At 41.9% G+C, this 21,533-nt stretch carries 20 protein-coding genes and 1 riboswitch; of the genes, 5 read left to right on the plus strand and 15 right to left on the minus strand.

The annotated features are described in order from the left end of the window. Nucleotides 1–453: 453 nt before the first annotated feature. The gene (locus KCX82_RS21600) at nt 454–1,773 is read right to left on the minus strand and encodes an MFS transporter (RefSeq protein ID WP_227020542.1); all 1,320 of its coding nucleotides are present in this window, start codon (nt 1,771–1,773) and stop codon (nt 454–456) included. A 200-nt stretch (nt 1,774–1,973) separates the two neighbouring features. Between KCX82_RS21600 and KCX82_RS21605 the strand changes: the two genes are divergently transcribed. The 3 genes from KCX82_RS21605 to KCX82_RS21615 all read left to right on the plus strand — a co-directional run bounded on the left by KCX82_RS21605 (nt 1,974) and on the right by KCX82_RS21615 (nt 3,763). Further along, complete coding sequence (locus KCX82_RS21605; protein ID WP_227020543.1) at nt 1,974–2,684, plus strand: DUF421 domain-containing protein; 711 nt, start codon at nt 1,974–1,976, stop codon at nt 2,682–2,684. Further along, nucleotides 2,681–3,064, plus strand: a complete 384-nt coding sequence (locus KCX82_RS21610) for a DUF4363 family protein (protein WP_227020544.1) — start codon at nt 2,681–2,683, stop codon at nt 3,062–3,064. Before KCX82_RS21605 ends, KCX82_RS21610 begins: the two co-directional genes overlap by 4 nt. Nucleotides 3,065–3,083: 19 nt before the next feature. Further along, nucleotides 3,084–3,177: riboswitch (THF riboswitch) on the plus strand. A gap of 64 nt (nt 3,178–3,241) precedes the next feature. Beyond that, nucleotides 3,242–3,763 carry a folate family ECF transporter S component gene (locus tag KCX82_RS21615; protein ID WP_227020545.1) on the plus strand — a complete coding sequence of 174 codons (522 nt, stop codon included), beginning with the start codon at nt 3,242–3,244 and terminating at the stop codon, nt 3,761–3,763. Here KCX82_RS21615 and KCX82_RS21620 read toward each other — a convergent pair. The 8 genes from KCX82_RS21620 to KCX82_RS21655 all read right to left on the minus strand — a co-directional run bounded on the left by KCX82_RS21620 (nt 3,760) and on the right by KCX82_RS21655 (nt 11,166). Then, the gene (locus KCX82_RS21620) at nt 3,760–4,722 is read right to left on the minus strand and encodes an acyl-CoA dehydratase activase (RefSeq protein ID WP_227020546.1); all 963 of its coding nucleotides are present in this window, start codon (nt 4,720–4,722) and stop codon (nt 3,760–3,762) included. The genes KCX82_RS21615 and KCX82_RS21620 overlap by 4 nt on opposite strands. Continuing rightward, entirely contained in the window at nt 4,703–5,848 is a 1,146-nt protein-coding gene (locus tag KCX82_RS21625) for a 2-hydroxyglutaryl-CoA dehydratase (protein ID WP_227020547.1), read from the minus strand. Before KCX82_RS21625 ends, KCX82_RS21620 begins: the two co-directional genes overlap by 20 nt. Beyond that, nucleotides 5,845–6,726 carry an acyl-CoA dehydratase activase-related protein gene (locus KCX82_RS21630; RefSeq protein ID WP_227020548.1) on the minus strand — a complete coding sequence of 294 codons (882 nt, stop codon included), beginning with the start codon at nt 6,724–6,726 and terminating at the stop codon, nt 5,845–5,847. The genes KCX82_RS21625 and KCX82_RS21630 overlap by 4 nt, the downstream gene beginning before the upstream one ends. A gap of 63 nt (nt 6,727–6,789) precedes the next feature. Further along, nucleotides 6,790–7,083, minus strand: coding sequence for an RNA-binding S4 domain-containing protein (locus tag KCX82_RS21635; RefSeq protein WP_465250696.1), 294 nt, complete (start codon nt 7,081–7,083; stop codon nt 6,790–6,792). 6 nt (nt 7,084–7,089) lie between these two features. Then, nucleotides 7,090–7,398 carry an HU family DNA-binding protein gene (locus KCX82_RS21640; RefSeq protein ID WP_227020569.1) on the minus strand — a complete coding sequence of 103 codons (309 nt, stop codon included), beginning with the start codon at nt 7,396–7,398 and terminating at the stop codon, nt 7,090–7,092. Between the two features lie 54 nt (nt 7,399–7,452). Further along, nucleotides 7,453–8,271 (minus strand): nucleoside triphosphate pyrophosphohydrolase, encoded by an 819-nt coding sequence (gene mazG, locus KCX82_RS21645; protein ID WP_227020549.1) that lies wholly within the window; start codon nt 8,269–8,271, stop codon nt 7,453–7,455. A gap of 5 nt (nt 8,272–8,276) precedes the next feature. Continuing rightward, nucleotides 8,277–9,875 (minus strand): putative polysaccharide biosynthesis protein, encoded by a 1,599-nt coding sequence (locus KCX82_RS21650; RefSeq protein ID WP_227020550.1) that lies wholly within the window; start codon nt 9,873–9,875, stop codon nt 8,277–8,279. Nucleotide 9,876: 1 nt separating this feature from the next. Next, nucleotides 9,877–11,166 (minus strand): amidohydrolase, encoded by a 1,290-nt coding sequence (locus KCX82_RS21655; RefSeq protein ID WP_227020551.1) that lies wholly within the window; start codon nt 11,164–11,166, stop codon nt 9,877–9,879. A gap of 199 nt (nt 11,167–11,365) precedes the next feature. Between KCX82_RS21655 and spoVT the strand changes: the two genes are divergently transcribed. Next, nucleotides 11,366–11,914, plus strand: a complete 549-nt coding sequence (gene spoVT / locus KCX82_RS21660; protein ID WP_227020552.1) for a stage V sporulation protein T — start codon at nt 11,366–11,368, stop codon at nt 11,912–11,914. A 120-nt stretch (nt 11,915–12,034) separates the two neighbouring features. On the opposite strand, the gene KCX82_RS21665 is transcribed toward spoVT, so the two are convergent. The 6 genes from KCX82_RS21665 to murC form a co-directional block, all read right to left on the minus strand. Beyond that, nucleotides 12,035–12,967: a peptidylprolyl isomerase gene (locus KCX82_RS21665; protein ID WP_227020553.1), complete on the minus strand. Its 933-nt coding sequence runs from the start codon at nt 12,965–12,967 to the stop codon at nt 12,035–12,037. Between the two features lie 194 nt (nt 12,968–13,161). Then, complete coding sequence (gene mfd / locus KCX82_RS21670; protein ID WP_227020554.1) at nt 13,162–16,599, minus strand: transcription-repair coupling factor; 3,438 nt, start codon at nt 16,597–16,599, stop codon at nt 13,162–13,164. After that, nucleotides 16,592–17,185 (minus strand): aminoacyl-tRNA hydrolase, encoded by a 594-nt coding sequence (gene pth / locus KCX82_RS21675; protein ID WP_227020555.1) that lies wholly within the window; start codon nt 17,183–17,185, stop codon nt 16,592–16,594. The genes mfd and pth overlap by 8 nt, the downstream gene beginning before the upstream one ends. Before the next feature lie 8 nt (nt 17,186–17,193). Continuing rightward, complete coding sequence (locus tag KCX82_RS21680) at nt 17,194–18,144, minus strand: ribose-phosphate diphosphokinase (protein ID WP_227020556.1); 951 nt, start codon at nt 18,142–18,144, stop codon at nt 17,194–17,196. A gap of 45 nt (nt 18,145–18,189) precedes the next feature. Then, nucleotides 18,190–18,891 (minus strand): UDP-N-acetylglucosamine diphosphorylase, encoded by a 702-nt coding sequence (locus KCX82_RS21685; RefSeq protein WP_227020557.1) that lies wholly within the window; start codon nt 18,889–18,891, stop codon nt 18,190–18,192. A 172-nt stretch (nt 18,892–19,063) separates the two neighbouring features. Further along, nucleotides 19,064–20,455 carry a UDP-N-acetylmuramate--L-alanine ligase gene (gene murC, locus KCX82_RS21690; RefSeq protein ID WP_227020558.1) on the minus strand — a complete coding sequence of 464 codons (1,392 nt, stop codon included), beginning with the start codon at nt 20,453–20,455 and terminating at the stop codon, nt 19,064–19,066. Nucleotides 20,456–20,691: 236 nt separating this feature from the next. Between murC and purR the strand changes: the two genes are divergently transcribed. Continuing rightward, entirely contained in the window at nt 20,692–21,516 is an 825-nt protein-coding gene (gene purR, locus KCX82_RS21695; RefSeq protein WP_227020559.1) for a pur operon repressor, read from the plus strand. Nucleotides 21,517–21,533 lie beyond the last annotated feature (17 nt).

Consider the following 21,533-nt stretch of genomic DNA (forward strand, 5'->3'; position numbering starts at 1 on the left):
TGTATTTGTACTTTAGTATCCGAGAACAACTTAATGTTCTCTTTGACTAAATTTCTGCACTATGGAGTTTTCAAGGTTCAACGGCCTTTCTTTCAAGGCCCGCCGCGTTTAGCGAACTTTTTAAGTTTAGCATTTTCGCGGGCATCTGTCAATACTTTATTTTAAGTTTTTTGCAGCTTATTTCAATCTGCTTTTCACTTACAGGCCCTTAGGCCCGTCAACAAGATGCTTAATCATAGTACCAAAGATGTTTCATTCTGTCAACTAATTTTCTACACTTTTTTCATCTTTTCTTAGCTTGCCCAATTTGCAGCACATTTTGGCTCAAATTGTCGGCAAACTTATGCAAGGAAATCACAAATCTTCAATTTGTAGATTTCTACTGCGTTTACCTTACTGTCAGCATCCATATTTCCTCAGTATTTCCCGACAGCGAAGATTATCTTAACAAATCTAATCTAACCTGTCAACCTCTTTTTTATACTTTTTTTCTCCACTTTTATATAAACCAAAAGCTACATATAATATAACACCGATCGTATTATAAATTCCAAAGAACAAGTATACTTTGGCCCCGCCGAAATGGTCCAGGATGCTGCCCCCTATCAGCTGACATAATATGGTGCTGCAGTTCGCGGAAAGAGACTGATATAAGGTCATCGCCATCCCAATCATAATAGGATCTACCAGTTTCGCTACATATTGAATCAAATCGACAATGACAATACCATTGATGATACCTTGCAGGAAGAAGGTGCCGATCAGAAGTTCCGGAGAAGGACCGGTACTGAACCAGAAAAATCTCATTGCAGACATGATCATGGTGATTAAAATTAATCTTTCCAGTGTGAATTTCTTGGATAGCCGATCCACCCAGGCCATAAACGGCGCTTCACTCAGGCACATTAACAGCAGGGCTATCCCAATTCCTGCAATACTTCCCCCTACCTCCTTATAAAGGAAGCCGAAATAAGTGTTATGTGCTACATTGGTTCCGCAGATAAAAAAGGCACTGAGCATCAACGCCATCAGTTTTTTATTCTGAAAGAGCACCGCATATCCGGTACGTTTCTTTTCAGGAGTTTTCTCACAGCTGCAATAGCTTTCAGCCGCATATCCATAGGATTCATTTTTAGCATTGGCATCAGAGTCACCGGACGTTTCAGATTCTTCGTTGTTATTGATACCGGACTTTTTCAGTTCTGCATTGTTTCCGACACCAATTCTGCCTTTTTTTCTTCGCTTCCAAAAGAAGATGAGCCCTGCCATAAAAAAGGAAGCGGCACAAAGGGGGAATATAACCACCAGATTCGTAGCTTCGGCAATTTGCCCCGCAAAGAATACGCCGGCGGCAAAACCAATGGCTCCCCATTTTCTCACGGCCCCGTAAGGGGCTCTTGCTTCCAGTGTCATCGCATCGCTTAATGGTATAATAGGGATTTGGAAAAAGGCAAAGACCGCATATAGCAGCAGAAATACTAAAAAATGCTTAATAAAGATAAAAGCAAGTACCAGAAAGGTGACTGTACCGCACAGAAACAATATGACACCAATGCTGTTGTTTCTGTTATGATACTGACATCCCCAGAAGGGAGAAGCTCCGATACCCACTGCAGTGGCAGAGGCCGTAATAATACCGATCTGCACTCCCGTAAAACCGATTTCCGCCAGATACTGCCCGATCAAAGGGTATAAAATCCCGATGGCTGCAAATATAAAAGTGTAAATTCCCACATAACTGTAATATTCTTTTCGATTCTTTTCTATATTCATCTCATTTAAACCTATCCGTCATCTCTTTCTATCTATTATCTCAAACAAACATCTTTTAGTATAACAGTGATAAAATAAGTAAACAATAGTAAATGACAAACTTCCAAAACGATAAAGTTCATATCATGGCAAAACGACAAAGTTCATTTTGTACCATTCCGCGCCAAAACGATTAACTTGATTTACAGGAGGGAACCCCTTTGCTTATTATACTGATCAGAACCATTATCTTGTATATGGCAGTTTTATTTGTAATAAGGATTATGGGAAAGGCAGAGCTGTCAAAGCTGGATCCATTTCAAATGGTAATCCTATTCATGATCGCCGAGCTTGCTGCCATACCCATTGAATCTTCTGATGTGTCCGTACTAAATGGAGTTACGGCCATTGTTACACTGCTTTTTTTGGAGGTGTTGCTTTCTTTCATTTCTACCAAAAGTCATAAGGTAAGTGATTTCCTAAGCGGTAAACCGAGTATTTTAATAGATCACGGTTCTGTCAATACGGAAGAGCTGAAAAATTTGAGAATCACCATAGATGATCTGATGGAGCAGTTAAGATTAAAGAATTATCCCTCCGTATCTGATGTGGACTTTGCGGTTTTAGAATCCAACGGCGACCTGAGTGTAATCCCCAAGCCCGAAAAGGCTCCTCCGACATTGGATGATTTAGACGTAGATACGAAAAGCAGGTTGATGCCAATGGTCCTTATTTCCGACGGAACACTTTACCGAGGAAATCTGGAGAGACTTCAAAAGGATGAAAACTATTTGAAAAATGAATTGGAGAAAATGCATATACACGATTATTCTCAAGTATTCATGTGTTTTTATGATGAAAACGGTAAGATTCACGTATATCCAAGAGGGAAGAAAAGTATGGAATCGGAAAAGGAGGCCAATCAACATTGAGAGCACTCATCATATCTGTCATAAGCATGCTGGTTCTTGTTGCAGGGTGGGGGATCTTCGTCAAATATACGGATGAACACCTCCATGAACTTCGAAACATGATAGATGAGGAAATTCTTGTCAGTGTATCCCAGGAAGAATGGGAAACCGCCTCTTCCAGTTTCGAAGATTTGTCAGAAAAGTGGCATAAACAGAAGAAAGTCTATTCCTTTTTTATTGATACCCAGGCCATTAATAATACGGATTATTCCATAGCCAAAGCAAAATCTTATATTAAAGCGGAAGATTATGCCCTTGCTACAGGCGAATTGGCCTGCATCAAGGAACAGTTAGGTTTTATGCATCTGAATGAATTAATAACTCTTGAAAATATTTTTTAAACATAGTATGATGAGCATAAGTAGAGTAAATATTGTGCGTAAAGTGTCATAAGATGGGATGTTGCTTATGAACGAAAAACTTTGGTTTGCGGTACAATATTGCGTCCGCTGCTGCATTAAGGAAGTTCTTTCTCTTTAGTGTAGTTTATTCATTCTAATGAGGAGGGATTTTTTTTTATGTCTTTAAAACTTTCTACAAAAAATTTAATGCTGCTTGCCCTTTTCGCTGCAATCAGCATTATTCTGACCAGATTTCTTTCATTCTATCTGCCAATCCTTGCAGTGAATACGGTGAGAATCAGCCTTGGCAATATCCCCATTGCCCTTGCCGGATTATTGCTGGGTCCTATTGGCGGAGCTATAACAGGTATTGTTGCCGATCTGATCGGAGCCACCATGTTTTCAGGATTGGGCTATTTCCCAGGATTTACGTTATCCGCAGCACTGGTTGGCTTTATTCCGGGGATTTTAAAATCACGAATAGGGGAATCTATAACATTCGGGAAGGTCCTGGTGATTATCCTGATTACCGAAGTCATTACTTCCATCGGACTGAATACACTTTGGTTAACGATACTGACCCATGTCAACTACTTAGTGCTTGTCATACCCAGAGCCGGCATTACTTTGGGTATGAGCCTGGTATATTCCTGGATTATTTATGTTTTATATAAGCGACTTCATCGAGAACTTCATTAAGCAGGAGCAGAATCATTCTGGTATTTTCCGCAACGATCCGAGAAACATCCTATTTGTCTGTTCTGAGAACGCAGGATAACCACTTCACAATGATTACTGCAGTCGGAGCATTCAAAACTCTCAGACGTTATTTCTTCATCACCCACTTCAAACCCTTTGAAGCGGGTGATTTTATTTTCTTCCTCTACTAATTCCTGCACCATGACGGCAGAACCATATGCGCCCATCACTTTGTGGTACTCGGGAACAAAGATGTCACATTTCAAAGCTTCCGACAGTGCTGCTCTGATTCCTTCATTGGCGGCAACACCGCCTTGAAAGCATACCTTCTGATTCATTTCTTTGCCTTTCGCTACATTGCTTAAATAATTTCTCACAAGAGCTTTCGACATTCCTGCAATAATATCTTCCATCGTACAACCAAGCTGCTGCTTATGTATGATGTCCGATTCAGCAAAGACAGCACACCTTCCTGCAATTCTTACAGGGTTATCTGCACGTAAAGCATAAGCCCCCAGTTCATCCACCTTAAGTCCAAGTCTCTCTGCCTGCCGGTCTAAAAATGATCCGGTCCCTGCAGCACAGACGGTATTCATGGCAAAGTCTGTAATGACGCCATGATTCAGAAGTATAATTTTAGAATCCTGACCTCCGATTTCCACGATTGTTCTGATTTCCGGATCCAATGTTGCCGCAGCCACGCCATGAGTTGTAATTTCATTTTTTGTAAGATCGGCACCGGTTACCACAGAAGCCAAAGATCTTCCGCTGCCTGTAGTGCCGACACCTTTTATATCGCTGTTTTTAAAATTCTTTCCAAGGAGCCTGAGGCCTTCCTTTACCGCTCCGATAGGATTTCCTTTTGTTTTTAAATAATGCTGCTCAATAATTTTTTTATCTTTATCCATAACGACAAAATCTGTACTTACAGAGCCAACGTCAATTCCCAAATAATACATTCACTTTTTTCCTCCCGTGTTTTTTCAGTGCCGTATCCACGGACTTCTGCCGGATTCGTTTTCTTCTGCTCAGCATATCGATAAAAGCTTCGATCCTGGTAATATATCCGGCTTCTCCGCCCATCTCATCATAAATAACGGTTAAAACACTGATATCCAATTCCTTAGACATTCTCGAAAATACTGCTTTCGCTACGATTTCCGGCATACAGCCCACCGGGAACACCTGAATCACGCCGTCATAGTTTTCCCTGCTGCATAAGATGCCTTCTTCCACCGTCTCTCTTGCATATCCGCCAATGGAATGATCCAAAAACTTGTTTTTCCTAATCCTTTTCACCTTAGCCCCCAACGGGTTGGTGATATTTAATCGGATCCACCATCCCAGTGTGATTCTTTTCTCAAAGGAAACCCCCATATCCATCAACAGATCTTCCATGTGATGATTGCCAAAGGGTTCAATCAAGGAATAAATTTCACCGGTAAGCAGCAGATGCAGCGGTGTTTTATCAGGATCCAAGGGAATCTGTTTCAAAATTGATCTGTGTCTTTTCACAATGCGGAGAGCCTGGTTCAAATTCTCGGATTTCGCCAATTCCTTCTTGCACTGATCCAGGATTTTTCTGCAATCGCCTTTTTGCACTTCATATCCGCACAGTATGTGCGCCTGCTTTTCCAGCTCCTCCAAGTGATAGATCAGACGATTTGTTTTATGCAATGCTCGCAGAATAAACGGCAAATGCTTGTCACTGTCTTGTACGATCTTCGCCAGCCTCTTCAGTAATTCTCTTTTGCCGATTGCCTGAGGGGAATCTAAAAGAATCCAATCAAAGGAATAACCGTTCTTATCCAATATGGATTTAAACAGTTCACCATATTCTCCAAGCCTGCAAGGTCCCATTGTAGCCGGCATGATGACCGTATCTGCGCCCTGCTTGTAAGCATCAGTCAGATTGGAGATCATCAGTTTAAAGGGCAGACAGATCTCATCCGGTGACAAAGCGCTGCCCTCTTCCAGTCCTTTCAGCGTGTTGGATGGGGGTGTGACAATTTCTATGCCGATTTCTCTGAACAGAAGTCCTGCAGTCAAATGGGCATCTCCTATATGAGGAAAGGTTATTTTCATTTCAGCACCTCACTAAATGCTTCCAGTCTTGTATTATAGCCGGCTTCCCCTGTCTGCTCATCCAATTTCAGGACCAGCATCGGAAAGTTTCCGACCTTGTTTTTAATCATTTCTATGGAGAAAGAATCCGTTCCGCAGTTAAAGGAAGACACATAGATAATCCCGTCTATCTCCCCTTTTTTCATCAAGGCCAGTGCAGGCGCATAATTGTGTATGAAAAAAAGCCAATAAGGCTGCTTGATCAGCCCTCTTAATTCTTCCTGTTTTTCGTACTGTGTTACCCATTCCTCGGTGATTACACCGATATCCAACTTATGAAGCTTGTCAATCAGGTTCATATTCGCAAAGCGATCATAGATATTATAAGGATGGCCTGCGAGAAATACACGATACTTATAACCATTTTCATGCAATCCCCTGCTGGTGTTCCTCTGATTTTCCAAAGCCAGCTTGAAGGCCTTATCAAACCTCCTGTCCGGTATTCCGATTTCCCTGCTGGATTTTTTTAAGATCTTCTTTAGATTCGATTGCTTATCCAGATAAATCGGATCAGAATAGATATGATTGCTTTTTCCGGTTCCGCTTTCCACTAATTCAGGAAGACCTCTGAATTTGGGGCAAATGGATTCTCCGAATTCACAAGTCATAATTCTGGGCACTACAACACGATCACAAGATTTCTGTAATTTTGAGACGTGCCCATGAAATATTTTCATAGGCAGACAGGCCTCATCCACACAGTTGTGAGCGCCGGTATCCAATATTTCTTTATTCGCTGTCGTGGAATATTCGGTATTCAGATCAAGCTCATTAAAAAAAGTCCTGATAAAGGGCTCATATTTGTAATATAATAGACCGCCGGGTATCCCTACCTTCATAAAAAAACCCCCCTGCAATAAATACATATAATATTATTGCCAGGGGGTATGGTTTTTATAACTTTATTGAATAATTTCATACATTGTGGCTGCCGCTTCCTTTGTGCTGTGTTCTGAAAGCGTCAATACCCTTGCTTTAATCTCCGCATTGCCAAAGTGTATTTGTATCACGTCACCTATCTTCACTTCACTGCCGGGTTTTGCAGCTTTTCCATTGATCAGAATCCGGTCCTGTTCACAAGCTTCTTTGGCTATGGTTCTTCTTTTAATTAATCTGGAATTCTTTAAAAACTTATCGATCCTCATAAACTCCTCAATCACGACTAAAAAAGGCAGCTTGCCAGCTGCCCTTTGCATTCAATCTTATTTATTTACTGCATCCTTTAAAGCTTTACCAGCTTTGAAAACAGGAGCTTTTGCAGCTTCAATCTTAATCACTTCACCAGGTTTTCTAGGATTTCTTCCCTGTCTTGCTTTTCTCTGACGAGTTTCAAAAGTTCCAAATCCAATCAACTGAACCTTCTCACCCTTTACAAGAGCGGCTTCAATGCTTGCAACAAATGCATTTACTGCAACCTCAGCGTCTTTCTTTGTGAAACCTGTTTTGTCTGCTACGCTAGCAACTAATTCTGCTTTATTCACGAACATAACCTCCTTTAATTTGTAAAAAATTTTTTTGGTTTTGAGTGTTAATACTTCTTTACCTCATACACACTTCACTAATAGCTAAACCTTTTCTTTCGCTTCATCCCAAAGCTTGTCCATCTCTTCAAGACTCATTTCTTCGGGAGTTGTCCCCCGGAGCCTCGCAGATTCTTCTATGAAACGGAATCTATTAATAAATTTAGATGAAGTAAAATTTAAAGCCTCTTCCGGATTTACTCCAAGAAACCTTGCAACGTTCACCACTGCGAATAAAAGGTCTCCAACCTCTTCTTTTATTCTGACTTCGCTGCCTTCCCGGTAAATCTCGAGGAGCTCACAGGTCTCCTCTTTTACTTTTGAGAACGCATCACTTACATCCTCCCAGTCAAAACCTACATCCGCAGCTTTCTTTTGTATTTTATAACTGCGTATTAAAGCAGGCAATGCCCTAGGCACATTCATCATAGAATCAGTATGTGTCGCGGTTCCTCTCTCTTTTCTTTTCACATTTTCCCATTTTTCAACGGCTTTGTCAATAGTTTCTGTATTTTTGTTTAAAAAAACATGAGGGTGCCTTCTAAGCATTTTCTCGCATTCCCGGTTGGCGATACTGCGAAGATCAAAGCCGCTTCTTTCTTTTTGTAAATCACTGTGAAAAATCACCTGAAGTAAAACGTCTCCCAGCTCCTCCTCAAGATTGTCCATATCCTGCCTGTCGATAGCTTCAGCAACCTCGTAGGCTTCTTCTATCAGGCACTCCTTCAGGCTTTCATGAGTTTGAACCTTATCCCAGGGGCAGCCGTCTTCACTTCGAAGCAGTGCAATGATGTCTGCCAGCCGGGTGATGGCTTCTTCGGCAGTTTTTCCTTCTTTGTAGTATTCTGCGTACTTTTTATCCATATTATTTACCTTTTTATTTTATTTACGATTTGAACGATCTTTTTTCCTTTCGGCAAGTATGCCAGTTCCTCATTGGTGATTGCCTTTGTCAGGAATAGCATGGCACCATAAACCAATACGCCGATGGCAACCGCTATGACAGTGGATATAGCATTCCCCAAAAATCCGTATGCCATTCGATAGCTGAACCAAACTACAGCACTCATGGTCAATGCCGATGCTACAGGCTTAATGTAAGTCAGCCCTACGTCAAATTTAACGCCAATCAATCTCTTTACCGCAATAATATTTAATGTGGAAGCAACGATATAGGCAGCTACGGTACCGATTGCAGCTCCTTTGACGTTGATGCTGTCAATTCCGGTCAGTGTATAAGTCAAAACAATCTTAACAATAGCACCAATAAACAAATTGATTACCGGTATGATCGGTTTTCCAAGACCTTGAAGCACCCCGGTAAGAGTTTGCACCGTAGAAAGGAAAATAACACCGAAAGCCATGATAAAGAGGCAGGGAGCAGCGCTGACAGCACTTGCTTTCTGCATAGGATAAAGCAGAAGCATGATAGGCTCCGACAGCGTCATCAGTCCGAAGGCACAGGGTAGGCCAATGAGGATGGCAGTTCTGAGTCCTAGACGAACATTATAGTTTAAAAATTTCATATCCTTTTGTTTATAAGCGGCAGCGATAGCCGGTACCAAGCTCATGGCTATGGCCTGTGTAAGTACCTGCGGAAAATTAATCAACGGTGCCGCCATTCCGGTCAGCTGACCATACAGACCGTTTGCAGCCGTTTCCGTCCATCCTGTTTCCTGCAGTCTGCGCATTACAATTCCTACATCTATAGTGTTCATAATCGGCATGATAGCGGCACCAATGGTAACCGGAACTGCAATAATAAATATTTTTCCAAGGATTTTACTGCTTCTTTCCCCTATAATATGGCTGGTCCGGTCAATATCTTTATGCAGCTTCTTCTGATGCAGCAAATAAAGGCCCATGATTGCCACCAAGCCGGTAATGGCACCTGCGGTAGCTCCGAAGGAAGCTCCTGCCGCTGCGTATTCCCTGCCTTTTCCTACGAGATAATATGCCAGGCTGAGGCCTGTTGCAACCCGGAAAAACTGTTCCACCACCTGTGAGGTCGCAGTCGGCTTCATATTTTGCATGCCTTGAAAATATCCACGGTAGGCAGCCATAATAGGCACGAACATCAAAGCCGGTGCAATGGCCATCATAGCAAATTTCGCTCCGGGATTTCCGATTGCTTTTACGATAGCCCCCGAACCAAAGAACAAGATTGCCGAGGAGCAGATACCAATACTAAAAAGCAGTATAAAGGAAACTCGAAAAACGCGATAAGCTTCATAATGCTGATCTACCGCAATCCTTTCCGAAACCAGCTTGGAAATGGCTATAGGGATTCCGGCCGTTGCCAATGTCAGAAAGAGCACATAAATAGGATAGGCTGTCTGATAGTAGCCCATCCCTTCATCTCCGATAAAATTTGCCAAGGGTATTCGGAAGAATGCTCCCATAACTTTAATGATCAGGCCTGCAATTCCAAGAATTACAGCACCCTGCATAAATGATTTTTTTGCCATTCTATTTCAGTTCTCCTAAAATTCTTTCTATTGCCTTTTCAACACCATACAGTGTCTTTTCCATATCGATGGTCAGGTATTCTCCATTTCGATAGAGAACCCTTCCGTCTACCATAGTCAGCAGGATATCACTGCCGGAAGCCGCATATACGATATTGTTCACCATATTATGAATCGGAACCATATTGGGCTGCATCAAATCCAAAACAATGAGATCCGCTTTATATCCGACTGCCAATTTTCCGGTATCGTCTCTTCCCTGGCCTTTGGCTCCTGCAGCGGTTGCAGCCGTCAGCGCTTCCGCAGGGGTGATCAAAGTCGGGTCAAATTGCTTTCCTTTATTCGCTACAGCAAAAAATTTCATTTCTTCTATTATATTAAGGCTATTGTTGCTGGCTACACTGTCTGTTCCAATGGCTACATTGACACCTTTCTTTAAAAGCAGGGGTACATTGCAGACTCCGCTTGCCAATTTGAGATTGCTTACAGGACAGCTTGCCACCGTTACACCTTTTTGAGCGAGGATGTCAAAGTCGTCTTCTTCCAGCCACACACAGTGAGCTGCCGTAGTTCTGGCATCAAAGATCCCTCTGGCGTTTAAATACTGAACCGGTGTCATCCCATGTCTTTTTTTGCACTCTTCTGTTTCAAACTGTGTTTCGGAAACATGGACATGCATATTGGCCCCGTTTGCCCTCGCATAGCCGGCAAGATATTCTGCCGTTTTCGGATTCGACGTATATTCACCATGAAGGCTGATATCAACTTTCAATCTGCCGCCGCCCTCATTGTGATAGGTCTCAAATAAGTGCTTCGTTTCCTGCATGCCGGGCAGTAAATCCGGTGGTTCATCCGTAAAGTTAACGACACCTCTTCCCAAATTGTTTTTGACTCCGCTTTCCAGAATGGCTCTGGCCATTTCATCACCAAAATAGTACATATCAGTAGTAGATACAATTCCAAATCTCAAAGATTCTGCAATTCCAAGCAGCATGCCGTAATAGACGGCCTCTCCGTTCAATTTGTCTTCAAAAGGAAAGATTCTCAGCGTAAGCCAATCCTGCAGAGACATGTTTTCTCCATATCCCCGCATCAAAGTCATGGGAGTATGGGCATGGGAATTAAAAAAGCCGCTCATCAGCAGTTTTCCTCTGCCGTCATAGCTTTCACCATAGTCTTCTTTTGGTGCTTCTGTACCAATATAGTCGATCTTATCACCCTTTATGCCAACATACATAGGATCTTTGCAATTTAATTTTTCATCCAGTATTTTAATATTTTGAAATAACATACTATATAGAAACCTCCGTTTTTCCTTATTTTTCTCACTTTTCTTCTATTATAACCTGGCGTTTTACCTGGCTAATTATACCACAAAACCAGAAAAACAACAGTAGGATTCATAAAATGTTTGAATAAAAACTTACCTAATACAGATACTATTTCCATAGGAAATTTAGGAAAAAATACTATTTGAAGGAGAGATGTAAATGAAAGCGACAGGAATAGTTAGAAGGATTGACGATCTTGGACGTGTCGTAATTCCAAAAGAAATCAGAAGAACAATGAGAATTCGTGAAGGTGATCCTCTTGAAATATTTACAGACCGAGAAGGGGAGGTCATTTTGAAAAAATATTCTCCGATCAGTGAACTCAGCCAGTTTGCAGGAGAATATGCCGAATCCGCATACAATATCCTCGGGGATATGGTTCTGATTTCTGATACCGACCATATCATAGCCGTCTCAGGCGGACCAAAGAAGGATTTTATCGAAAAGAGAATCGGAAAAGATCTGGAAAAGGTCATACAGGAGAAAAACAGCAAAATGATCAAGGACAAAGGCGGCCTCTTCCCGATTACGGCGGATGACGGAAATCTAAATGACTTTGAATCACAAATACTGGTCCCTATCGTATCACAAGGGGATGCCATCGGATCCATCGTAATCCTTTCCAAGGACGGAACGCAATCCGAAGAAACAAAGCTAAAAGCAGCCGAAATAGGAGCCAGTTTCCTGGCAAGGCAAATGGAAAATTAGCCAGAAACTAAACAAGAAAGAAGCCGATGTGAAATATTTCATACCATTCACATCGGCCTTTTATTTTACTTGAGAGCTCTGCCACAACATTTGACAGAGAGCTTATTTTTTTCTCATGAATTAGGATTCTTTGATTTCTCCCGTATATTCCTTTGTCAGATATTCTACGCCAATAGAGTCTCTCAGTTCTTTGATTTTACCCTCGGACTCCTGGCTTACCAGAGTTGCTTTTACGGATTCCGCCACTTCATCATAGGTCTTGATGCCCTGATTTTTGTCCGTTACTTTAATAATATGGTATCCCCATTCGGTTTTTACCACATCACTCAATTGGCCTGGCTCCAAGGCAAAGGCTGCATCTTCAAACTCTTTTACCATTTTGCCTCTTCCAAAGGTTCCGAGGCTTCCCCCCGTATCTTTTGTACCATCGGTTCCGTATTCTTTAGCCATGTCTTCAAACTTGGCTCCTGCTTTAATTTTATCTAATATTTCTTTTGCTAACTCTTCGTTATCAACAAGAATATGGCTTGCCGTCACCTCATCTACTGCGAAGCTGTCCTTGTTTTCTTCATAATAGGCCTTTGCATCTGCTTCCAAATTCGGCATTCCGGCTTCTATCTCATCAAAATAAGCGGTAGTATAATACTGGCTCAAATAAAAACGGGTCAGGGCTTCATCGGTAATCTTTTTTTCTTCCAGGAAGGATTTTACTGCTTCCTCGGCTTTTGAATCATCAATAAATTTCTGCAGATCCTCATCAACGGTTTCGGGCAGCACTTCATCTTCTTTTCCGGCAAAATGCTGTTTCATGGCTTCCATGGAAATCATGTCTTCCAGCATTAAGCTCTTGATATATTTCATGCTTTTTTCATCGGTAATCTGTGTCAGATCCATCCCCTGAACAAAGGCATACAATTCTACATACTGGTCCAGCTCACTGGATGTGATTACCTCATCTCCCACTTTTGCCAAGTCAGTTCCCGCCTTATCTCCGCAGGCTGCAAAACTGAATACAAGTATAATGGCCAGGATCATTGCCGCATATTTTTTCATTCGTTTCTCTCCTTCTTCATCTCAATGTTTGCTTCCATTCTACTATGCCATACGCGTAGCCCTTTTGAATGAATGGACGCTTCCCTGCAGCAACACTGCATTTCGTTCATTATATCATACCCAAACATCCAAGATGATTCAATGAACGCTTCCTTTCAGCAACGCTGGATATTCAATGGCTTGTGTCCATTATATCACACAATACTGCTTAAAAATATGATTATTTCGTGAAGTTTATTTTTACCAGAGATATTGCATTTTATAAAAGGTTTTACTCCTGCATGAATCAGCAAGTTCATGCCATATTTCTGGGACAAGTTTGCCATGGCCTGAGGGGAAAGCATATTTTTCTCATGAAAGTCGAAAACAATCTTCTTCGGCTCTTCATGAATCCTCAGAATCCCGGCTTTTTCAGCCAGAGCTCTGATATAGGAAATTTTGATCAAGTTCTCCGTTTCTTTTGGCATTTCACCGAAACGATCCATGAGTTCATCTGTGATTTCAACCTCATCTTCTCCATCTTTAATAGCTGCTATCTTTTTATACATCTGCAGCTTCAGGATCTCATCTGCAATATAGGTATCCGGAATATAAGCCGGCACATCGATTTCGACAGAGGTTTCTTCCCGTTCCGGATTCACGATTTCGCCTCCAAGGGCACGCACTGCATCCTCCAAAAGTTTACAGTAAAGCTCATAGCCTACCATCATCATATGACCATGCTGTTCCGTTCCCAGCAGATTTCCGGCACCTCTGATTTCCAGATCCCTCATAGCAATCCGGAAGCCTGCTCCAAATTCGGTGAATTCTTTAATGGCTCTCAATCTTTTTTCCGCATGCTCCGATAAAACCTTATCCTTCTGATACATCAAATAGGCATATGCCATCCGGTTGGAACGGCCGACCCTTCCTCTCAGCTGATACAGCTGAGACAAGCCAAAGCGGTCCGCATCGAGTATGATAATGGTATTCACATTGGGAATATCGATTCCGGATTCAATGATCGTAGTAGCAAGCAGCACATTTGACTCATGATTGACAAAATCGATCATCACATCCTCTAACTGCTTTTCATTCATTTGACCATGCCCCACTGCCACAATCGCTTCCGGTACAAGATCACTGATCAGGGCAGCTATTTTATGAATCCCTCGTACCCGATTATACACCACATACACCTGACCATCCCGATCCAGTTCTCTTTGTATGACATCCCGGAGAAGTTCGTCATCCTGCTCCAGCACATAGGTCTGTACCGGATAGCGTTCTTCCGGAGGTTCTTCGATCAGACTCATATCCTTGATCCCAAGCAGTGACATGTGCAGCGTTCTTGGAATCGGTGTAGCAGAAAGGGTTAAAACGTCCACATTGGTTCTGAGTTTTTTAATCGCTTCTTTGTGCTGTACGCCAAAGCGCTGTTCTTCATCGATTACGAGAAGTCCCAGATCTTTGAAGCCGATGTCTTTAGACAACATTCTATGAGTACCGACCAGCACATCAATGCTTCCTTGCTTTACCTTTTCGATAATGGTCTCCTGCTGTTTTTCATTTCGGAACCGGCTGAGCATTTCCACTTTAAAAGGAAACTTTTCAAACCGATCTTTAAAGGTATAATAGTGCTGATTGGCCAGTATGGTTGTTGGGACTAAAACAGCAGCCTGCTTACCGTCAGCCGCACATTTGAATATGGCTCTCGCGGCAACCTCTGTCTTGCCGTATCCGACATCACCGCAGAGAAGCCGTTCCATGGATATGGGCTTTTCCATATCTGCCTTGATTTCCTTGATGCACCGCAACTGATCTGCGGTTTCTTCATAAGGAAACATGTCTTCAAACTCTCTTTGCCAGATGGTATCAGGAGAAAATGCATACCCGCCCCTTGCTTTACGTTCGGCGGATAATTCCAAAAGCTCCTTAGCCATATTTAAAATTGCGGCTTTGGCTTTTGCCTTGGTTTTCTTCCATTCTCCGCTGGACAGTTTGTTGATTTTCGGAGTAGAACCATCGGCTCCAATATACTTTTGAATCATATCCATCTGTTCAACAGGGATATAAAGCATATCTTCCCCGGCATATTTAATCTTCAGGTAATCCTTTTTTACCTTCTGGATCACCAGTTGTTCAACGCCGATAAATTTACCGATTCCGTGATTCTCATGTACTACATAATCACCTTTTCGAATATCGGTAAAGGCTTTGATGGGCTTGCCTTTTTTCTCTTCACTTTTTGCTTTTCTATGTTTCTGCGTTGTGAAAATATCGCCGTCCCAAAGGTAAACCAGCCTTTCTTCGGAAAATTCCAACCCGGAAGTAAGACTTCCCTTCAAAAGTTTTACCTGGCCCAGCAGATCGCATCTTTCAACGAAGCTTTTTAAATTCTCTACTCTTTCCTCGGTAGAACAGACGATGGTGATGTCATAGTTCTGCTTTGCATACCGCTTTAACTCCGTTTCCAGAAAATCCATCTTTCCATTGAAAACAGGTGCTTGCTTTGCGGAAACATGGATGCTGGCATCCAGTCTTTGTATTCCCTTGATTTGTTTCTGAAACGGTGTAAAAAGGAATACCGTATTCTGGCCATATAATTTTTCCAGATCAGATTTGTTAGGATAAATTTGAAAGTCGCCGGGAACCGCTTCTCCTTTTTCAAGGATGACTTTAAAATCTTCTTTATCTTCCTGCTCCCTGAATTCCAAAACCTCTCTGACTCGGTCCGGATCTTCCACCATGACAACACTGTCCGGTTTCATATAATCCCAGAGGTATTCCGTATCCTCATAAAAATAATGAATATAATTTTCCAGTAATTGTACATTGGTGGCGCTCTCGATAAACTCTACCAATTGGTTTTTCCTATTAAGTAATTTCTCTTTCAGTTCTCCCTTGAGTTTTTTGGCATGGCTTTCATAGGCTTTCGTAAGCTTTTCCGAGGCTCTTTGAAAAAGCTCCTCTTCCTGCACCATCTGTTCGGCGGGATAGATCTCAACGGTCTTCAGATTATCTAGAGAACGCTGCGTAATGGGATCAAAGGTTCTGATAGAATCCACTTCTGTATCAAAGAACTCGATACGGTAAGGGGATGGGGAATCTGCCGGGAAAATATCTATAATTCCTCCTCTGATGCCGTATTGCCCCTTGGATTCCACGAAGGCAGCCCTTTCATATCCCATGTAAGTTAGCTTTCTCTTAATCGTTTCAATATCTTCTTCGACACCAAGATGAAATTGAAGGGTATTGTTCTGAAATATCCCATGCGGAGCCAGCTTTTTTACCGCTCCTAATACCGGAGAGATCACAATACAGCTTTCCCCGGACATGAATGCTTTTAATGCAGTCAGCCTTTCTTCCAATGCTCCGTGGCTTTTGGCTTCATATTTAAAGAACAGCTGCTCCTCTTCCGGTATCACATAAATTTTTTGGTCAACAAAAAAAGAAAGGTCTTCAGCCAATCTTTTTGCTTTCGTATAAGAAGATGTCACAATCAGGCTTTGGCTTTTTCTTTCCTTTGCTATGAGTGCTGCAACGGGCATAGCCCGTCCTTCCGACACTCCTGAAATGTTGATCGTTCCCTTGGCACTTCGGGCAAGAGATATGATCTCGTGGAATTTTCCACCTCTTACCTTCTCACTCATCTTTTTTTGTTTCCCCTTCAGCAGATGGTTTTATATTGTATTCGCCCATAGCGATATCTATTCCCTTTCCCAGGATGCACTCAACGGATTCAGCAGCCCTTTTCACCGCATCTTCCATCAATTTCTTTTCGTCTTTCCCAAACCCTCCCAGTACATAATCGGCAAGGGCAGACTTATGCTCCGCACCAATACCTATACGAATTCTGGGGAAATCATCCGATTGGATATCATATAGAATGGACTTCATCCCGTTATGCGTACCGGCACTTCCCTTTTTCCGAATCCTCAGCCGTCCCATGGGAATATCAACATCATCATAAATTACAATCAGTTTTTCGATATCAACTTTATAATATTCCATGACTTCTCTGACACTGTTTCCGCTTAGATTCATATAGGTCTGGGGTTTTACAAGCAGAACTTTTTGGCCGGAGATGAAGCCTTCCCCGACCAAAGCCTTATGCTTTATTTTATTGATTTTGATTTCATTTTTCTCGGCCAGGAAATCCAATGTGATGAACCCGATATTATGCTTGGTTTGTTCATATTTCTTTCCGGGATTTCCTAAACCAACAATTACGTACATAGGCTCTCCTAGTCAAATAATCTGCTGATGGAATCATTGGTAAAGATTCGGATCATTGCCTCTGCAAAAAGAGGTGCAACGGACAGCAGCTTGATTTTATCAATTTTCTTTTCTTCCGGTATTGGTGTAGTATTCAATAGAACCAATTCCTTGATGGCGGAGTCCTGAATTCTTTCAATTGCAGGTCCGGATAAGATGGGGTGAGTGGCACAGGCATAAACGTCCCTGGCTCCCATTTCCTTTAACGCGTTAGCAGCATTGGTTATGGTTCCCGCAGTATCGATCATGTCGTCAACGAGAATAACATTTTTGTCTTCAATATCACCGATAATGTTCATGATTTCAGAAACGTTGGCCTTGGGTCTTCTTTTATCCACGATGGCAATGGGAGCATCAAGCGGATGAGCCATATTTCTAGCTCTCGTCACGCTGCCGTGATCCGGAGACACAATGACTAAGTCATCCAGTCTCATCTCTCTGAAATATTTAACCAAAATCGGCATTCCTAACAGATGATCCACCGGGATATTGAAATACCCCTGAATCTGAGGTGCATGTAAATCCATTGTTACAACTCTGTCTGCTCCGGCACTGCTTAAAAGGTCTGCAACCAGCTTAGCGGTAATCGGATCTCTGGCCTTTGCCTTTCTATCTTGTCTGGCATACCCATAGTAAGGAACTACCGCATTGATTCTGCCGGCGGAAGCCCTCTTCATGGCATCTATCATAATAAGAAGTTCCATTAAGCTGTCATTTACAGGGTCGCAGGTCGGCTGCACTATGTAAGTGTCGATTCCTCTAACTGTTTCCCATAAACTTACGGAAATTTCACCGTCACTAAACTTACTTACAGTTGCTTTGCCCAGAGGCTTGCCCATAATGGATGCGATCTCCTCTGCTAACTCATGATTTGAATTTCCTGCGAAAATTTTGAAATCTGTAAAGACTCCGTTTTTCATTACTACACCTCTTTCTGTCTGCAGATTCTCCTGAATCTGTTTTATCTACTTTTTCTTATTTAGTAAACCTCTTCTCTCTACCCAGCCCTCGATAATTTTATCCTTTGCTCTTCCTACACACAAGGCTCCCTTTGGAACATTCTTTGTTACGGTGGTTCCTGCTGCCACATAGGCACCTTCGTGAACAGTAACCGGTGATACGATATTGACGTTGCAGCCAATAAAAGATCCGTCCTCTACAACAGAACGATGTTTATTTTTACCGTCATAGTTTACAAAGACAACTCCGCAGCCAAGATTTACGTTTTCTCCTATGTCGGAATCACCCACATAGGTAAGATGCGATGCTTTTGAGCCGTTGCCCATGGAAGAATTCTTTACCTCAACAAAGTCCCCAACCTTTACATGATCCCCTAGTTTTGAATTTGGTCTTAAATATGCAAAAGGTCCTATTGAAGTATTGTTGCCCACCTGGCTGTCCAATATAACTGAGCATTGTATTTCTGTTTCATCACCAATGGTTGAATTAACGATTCTGGAATTCTGGCCGATGACACAGTTTTCACCGATAACGGTATTCCCCTCAATTACCACCCCGGGATAAAGGATGGTTCCTTTGCCAATGATTACAGAATCCTCAATATATGCCGCTTTTATATCAATAAACTTAACGCCTTTTGATAAGTGTGTCAGGTTAATCTCATATCTTTTCTTTTCTTGCGCTTCGTATTCCATCAGCTCTTTCATTATGTACCTCCCCTGCAAATTGCATACATATTTATTATATCATTCTTCTCTCTATTCAAAAAGTACAAAAAACAAATCACAAATTTTCGTAATATTGTAATAATAGGCGCTGCCGAACAAACCGTAAATTTCAAAACGGTTTGTTCAGTAGCTCCTAAATAGAAAGATAGGCCTATAACAGCCTATCCTTTTCCAATATAATTTCCGCAACCTTATAGATATCTCCTGCGCCCATGGTAATAACCAGGTCTCCGCTTTGTGCATTATTAATGACAAAGCTTGCAATTTCATCAAAGTTTGCAAAATAATAAACTTCTTTTGTCGGGTGAACTCTTTTAATCTCATTTACCAGTTCCTTTGAGCTGATTTTGTAGATGTTCTTTTCTCTGGCAGCATAGATTTCAGCCATAACGATTTTATCTGCTGAATCGAAGGATTCCGCAAACTCATCGAATAAGGCAAGGGTTCTGGTGTAGGTATGGGGTTGGAAGAGACACCACAGTGAATTGTGGGGAACATTTTGGGCTGCTTTCAGCGTCGCCTTGATTTCTGTCGGATGATGAGCATAATCATCAACGATTTTGATATTATTTTTCGTGATACCGATTACATCAAACCTTCTTTGCGTTCCTGTATAGGCCTCTAAAGTGGTGACTATAGATTCGATCTCGATTCCCAAGCCGTGACAACAGGCAAAAGCTGCCAGGGCATTGGCGATATTATGTTCTCCAGGTATGGAAAGCTGCATGGTACAAAGGATCTTACCATGATAATGTACTTGGAATGAAGGCATGCCAAAAGAATTAAATTCTATATCAGAAGCAAAATAGTCACACTGCTCGCTGAAGCCAAAGGTGACCACCTTACTGTTTAAACTCTTTAAAATACTGTTCACAAAAGGATTGGCATCATAGGCGATGACGACACCATTCTCTGGGACTAGTTTCGCAAATTGATCAAAGGAGCTTACGATGTGCTCTATATCTTTAAAGTAGTCCAGATGATCCGAATCAATGTTCAGAATGATTTCTATCATAGGATTCAGGGAAAGAAAGCTATCCATGTATTCGCACGCTTCTGTGACAAAATACTCGCTGTTTCCGATTTTCACATTGCCGTTAATTTCTGACAGGTTGCCTCCTACGAGTATGGTAGGGTCGCTGGAACTTTTTTCCAGAATCAATGAAATCATTGAGGTCGTCGTTGTCTTTCCGTGAGTGCCGGCAATGGCGATACTAGTTTTATATTCCTGCATCAAAGCACCCAATACCTCTGCCCTGGAAGCCGTCGGCACATCATTTTCAGCTGCTGCAACCAGTTCCGGATTATCTTGGGAGACCGCTGCTGAATAAACAATCAAATCTGCACCCGCTATGTTTTTTCCTCTATGTCCTAAATAAATTACTGCACCTTGCTCGATGAGTTTATCAGTGATCTCACTTTCCTTCATGTCCGAACCCGATACCTGATAACCTCTGGAGAGAAAGATCTCCGCGATAGCAGAAAGGCCGATTCCTCCGATGCCGATACAATGAATATGCTTGTAATTTTTAAGATTAAGCATTACCTTACATTCCTCCGTCTATTTATATTAGTGCGAAATAAGCACTGTATTCATCTTCGTTGTAGTCTCTGAAATAATCTTTTTCGTTACCTAAAATTCAACGTAAAACAAAACATATAAACTGATTATACCACAAACAGACCAAAACAATGCCGAGAATTTGACAAAATAAAAAAAAACGAATAAAATCAGTTTATTACGATTAATATATTCGGAAACCATGGAGGATGTTACTGATGAAAAGAACAGAACGTGTAGGTGCTATCATTAGAATTCTATCGGAAAACCCCTGTAAACCTTATTCCCTCGGGTATTTCTGTGATCTCTTTTCTGCAGCAAAGTCCAGTATCAGTGAGGACATACAGACGGCAAAGCAAATACTGGCCGGTATGGAGCTTGGTATTATTGAAACTACTGCCGGAGCAGGGGGCGGAGTCAGGTATGTTCCCCACATTTCTGAAAAGGACGCAATGGAATTGCTCGACCACATCTGTGAAAAGCTGAGAGATAAAAACAGAATATTGGGAGGGGGCTTCCTGTATACTTCCGATCTCATGTTCGACTCCAATATCGTAAAACGAGCCGGTGAGATTTTCGCAAGAAGGTTTATGCATCAGAATGCAGATTATGTGGTAACCATTGAGACAAAAGGGATCCCCGTTGCACTGATGACTGCTCACATGCTGAACCTGCCCCTTGTGGTTATCCGCCGGGAAAGTAAAATCTCCGAAGGTTCCACCGTAAGTATCAATTATTTTTCCGGTTCCACGGAAAGAATTCAAAAGATGTCCATTTCCAAGAGAGCGGTGACACCCGGTTCCCGGGCCATTATCATCGATGATTTTATGCGTGCCGGAGGCAGTATAAAAGGAATCTCAGACATGCTGTCCGAATTTGAAATTGAAAATGTAGGCACCGGTGTAGTGATCGCTTCTACCGAACCTCAAAAGAAGAAAATACAAGACTACTTCCCGCTGATCTATTTAGGTCCAGTTGATGAAAATGGAAAGACAATTGAGGTTTTTCCGAATAGTCTGATTTTTTGTAAAAAAGACTTGTAAGATTTTGTTAGCTACTG

Source organism: Sinanaerobacter chloroacetimidivorans, from assembly GCF_018128545.1.
In the GTDB taxonomy this organism is placed as follows: Bacteria; Bacillota; Clostridia; order Peptostreptococcales; family Anaerovoracaceae; genus Sinanaerobacter; species Sinanaerobacter chloroacetimidivorans.

Bases quoted from the DNA above. Each gene is read 5' to 3' on its own strand.
- KCX82_RS21600 (WP_227020542.1), bottom strand. From the start codon at position 1,773: ATGAATATAGAAAAGAATCGAAAAGAATATTACAGTTATGTGGGAATT.
- KCX82_RS21615 (WP_227020545.1), top strand. From the start codon at position 3,242: ATGTCTTTAAAACTTTCTACAAAAAATTTAATGCTGCTTGCCCTTTTC.
- KCX82_RS21620 (WP_227020546.1), bottom strand. From the start codon at position 4,722: ATGTATTATTTGGGAATTGACGTTGGCTCTGTAAGTACAGATTTTGTC.
- KCX82_RS21625 (WP_227020547.1), bottom strand. From the start codon at position 5,848: ATGAAAATAACCTTTCCTCATATAGGAGATGCCCATTTGACTGCAGGA.
- KCX82_RS21630 (WP_227020548.1), bottom strand. From the start codon at position 6,726: ATGAAGGTAGGGATACCCGGCGGTCTATTATATTACAAATATGAGCCC.
- KCX82_RS21635 (WP_465250696.1), bottom strand. From the start codon at position 7,083: ATGCAAAGGGCAGCTGGCAAGCTGCCTTTTTTAGTCGTGATTGAGGAG.
- mazG (WP_227020549.1), bottom strand. From the start codon at position 8,271: ATGGATAAAAAGTACGCAGAATACTACAAAGAAGGAAAAACTGCCGAA.
- KCX82_RS21650 (WP_227020550.1), bottom strand. From the start codon at position 9,875: ATGGCAAAAAAATCATTTATGCAGGGTGCTGTAATTCTTGGAATTGCA.
- KCX82_RS21655 (WP_227020551.1), bottom strand. From the start codon at position 11,166: ATGTTATTTCAAAATATTAAAATACTGGATGAAAAATTAAATTGCAAA.
- spoVT (WP_227020552.1), top strand. From the start codon at position 11,366: ATGAAAGCGACAGGAATAGTTAGAAGGATTGACGATCTTGGACGTGTC.
- KCX82_RS21665 (WP_227020553.1), bottom strand. From the start codon at position 12,967: ATGAAAAAATATGCGGCAATGATCCTGGCCATTATACTTGTATTCAGT.
- mfd (WP_227020554.1), bottom strand. From the start codon at position 16,599: ATGAGTGAGAAGGTAAGAGGTGGAAAATTCCACGAGATCATATCTCTT.
- pth (WP_227020555.1), bottom strand. From the start codon at position 17,185: ATGTACGTAATTGTTGGTTTAGGAAATCCCGGAAAGAAATATGAACAA.
- KCX82_RS21680 (WP_227020556.1), bottom strand. From the start codon at position 18,144: ATGAAAAACGGAGTCTTTACAGATTTCAAAATTTTCGCAGGAAATTCA.
- KCX82_RS21685 (WP_227020557.1), bottom strand. From the start codon at position 18,891: ATGAAAGAGCTGATGGAATACGAAGCGCAAGAAAAGAAAAGATATGAG.
- murC (WP_227020558.1), bottom strand. From the start codon at position 20,455: ATGCTTAATCTTAAAAATTACAAGCATATTCATTGTATCGGCATCGGA.
- purR (WP_227020559.1), top strand. From the start codon at position 20,692: ATGAAAAGAACAGAACGTGTAGGTGCTATCATTAGAATTCTATCGGAA.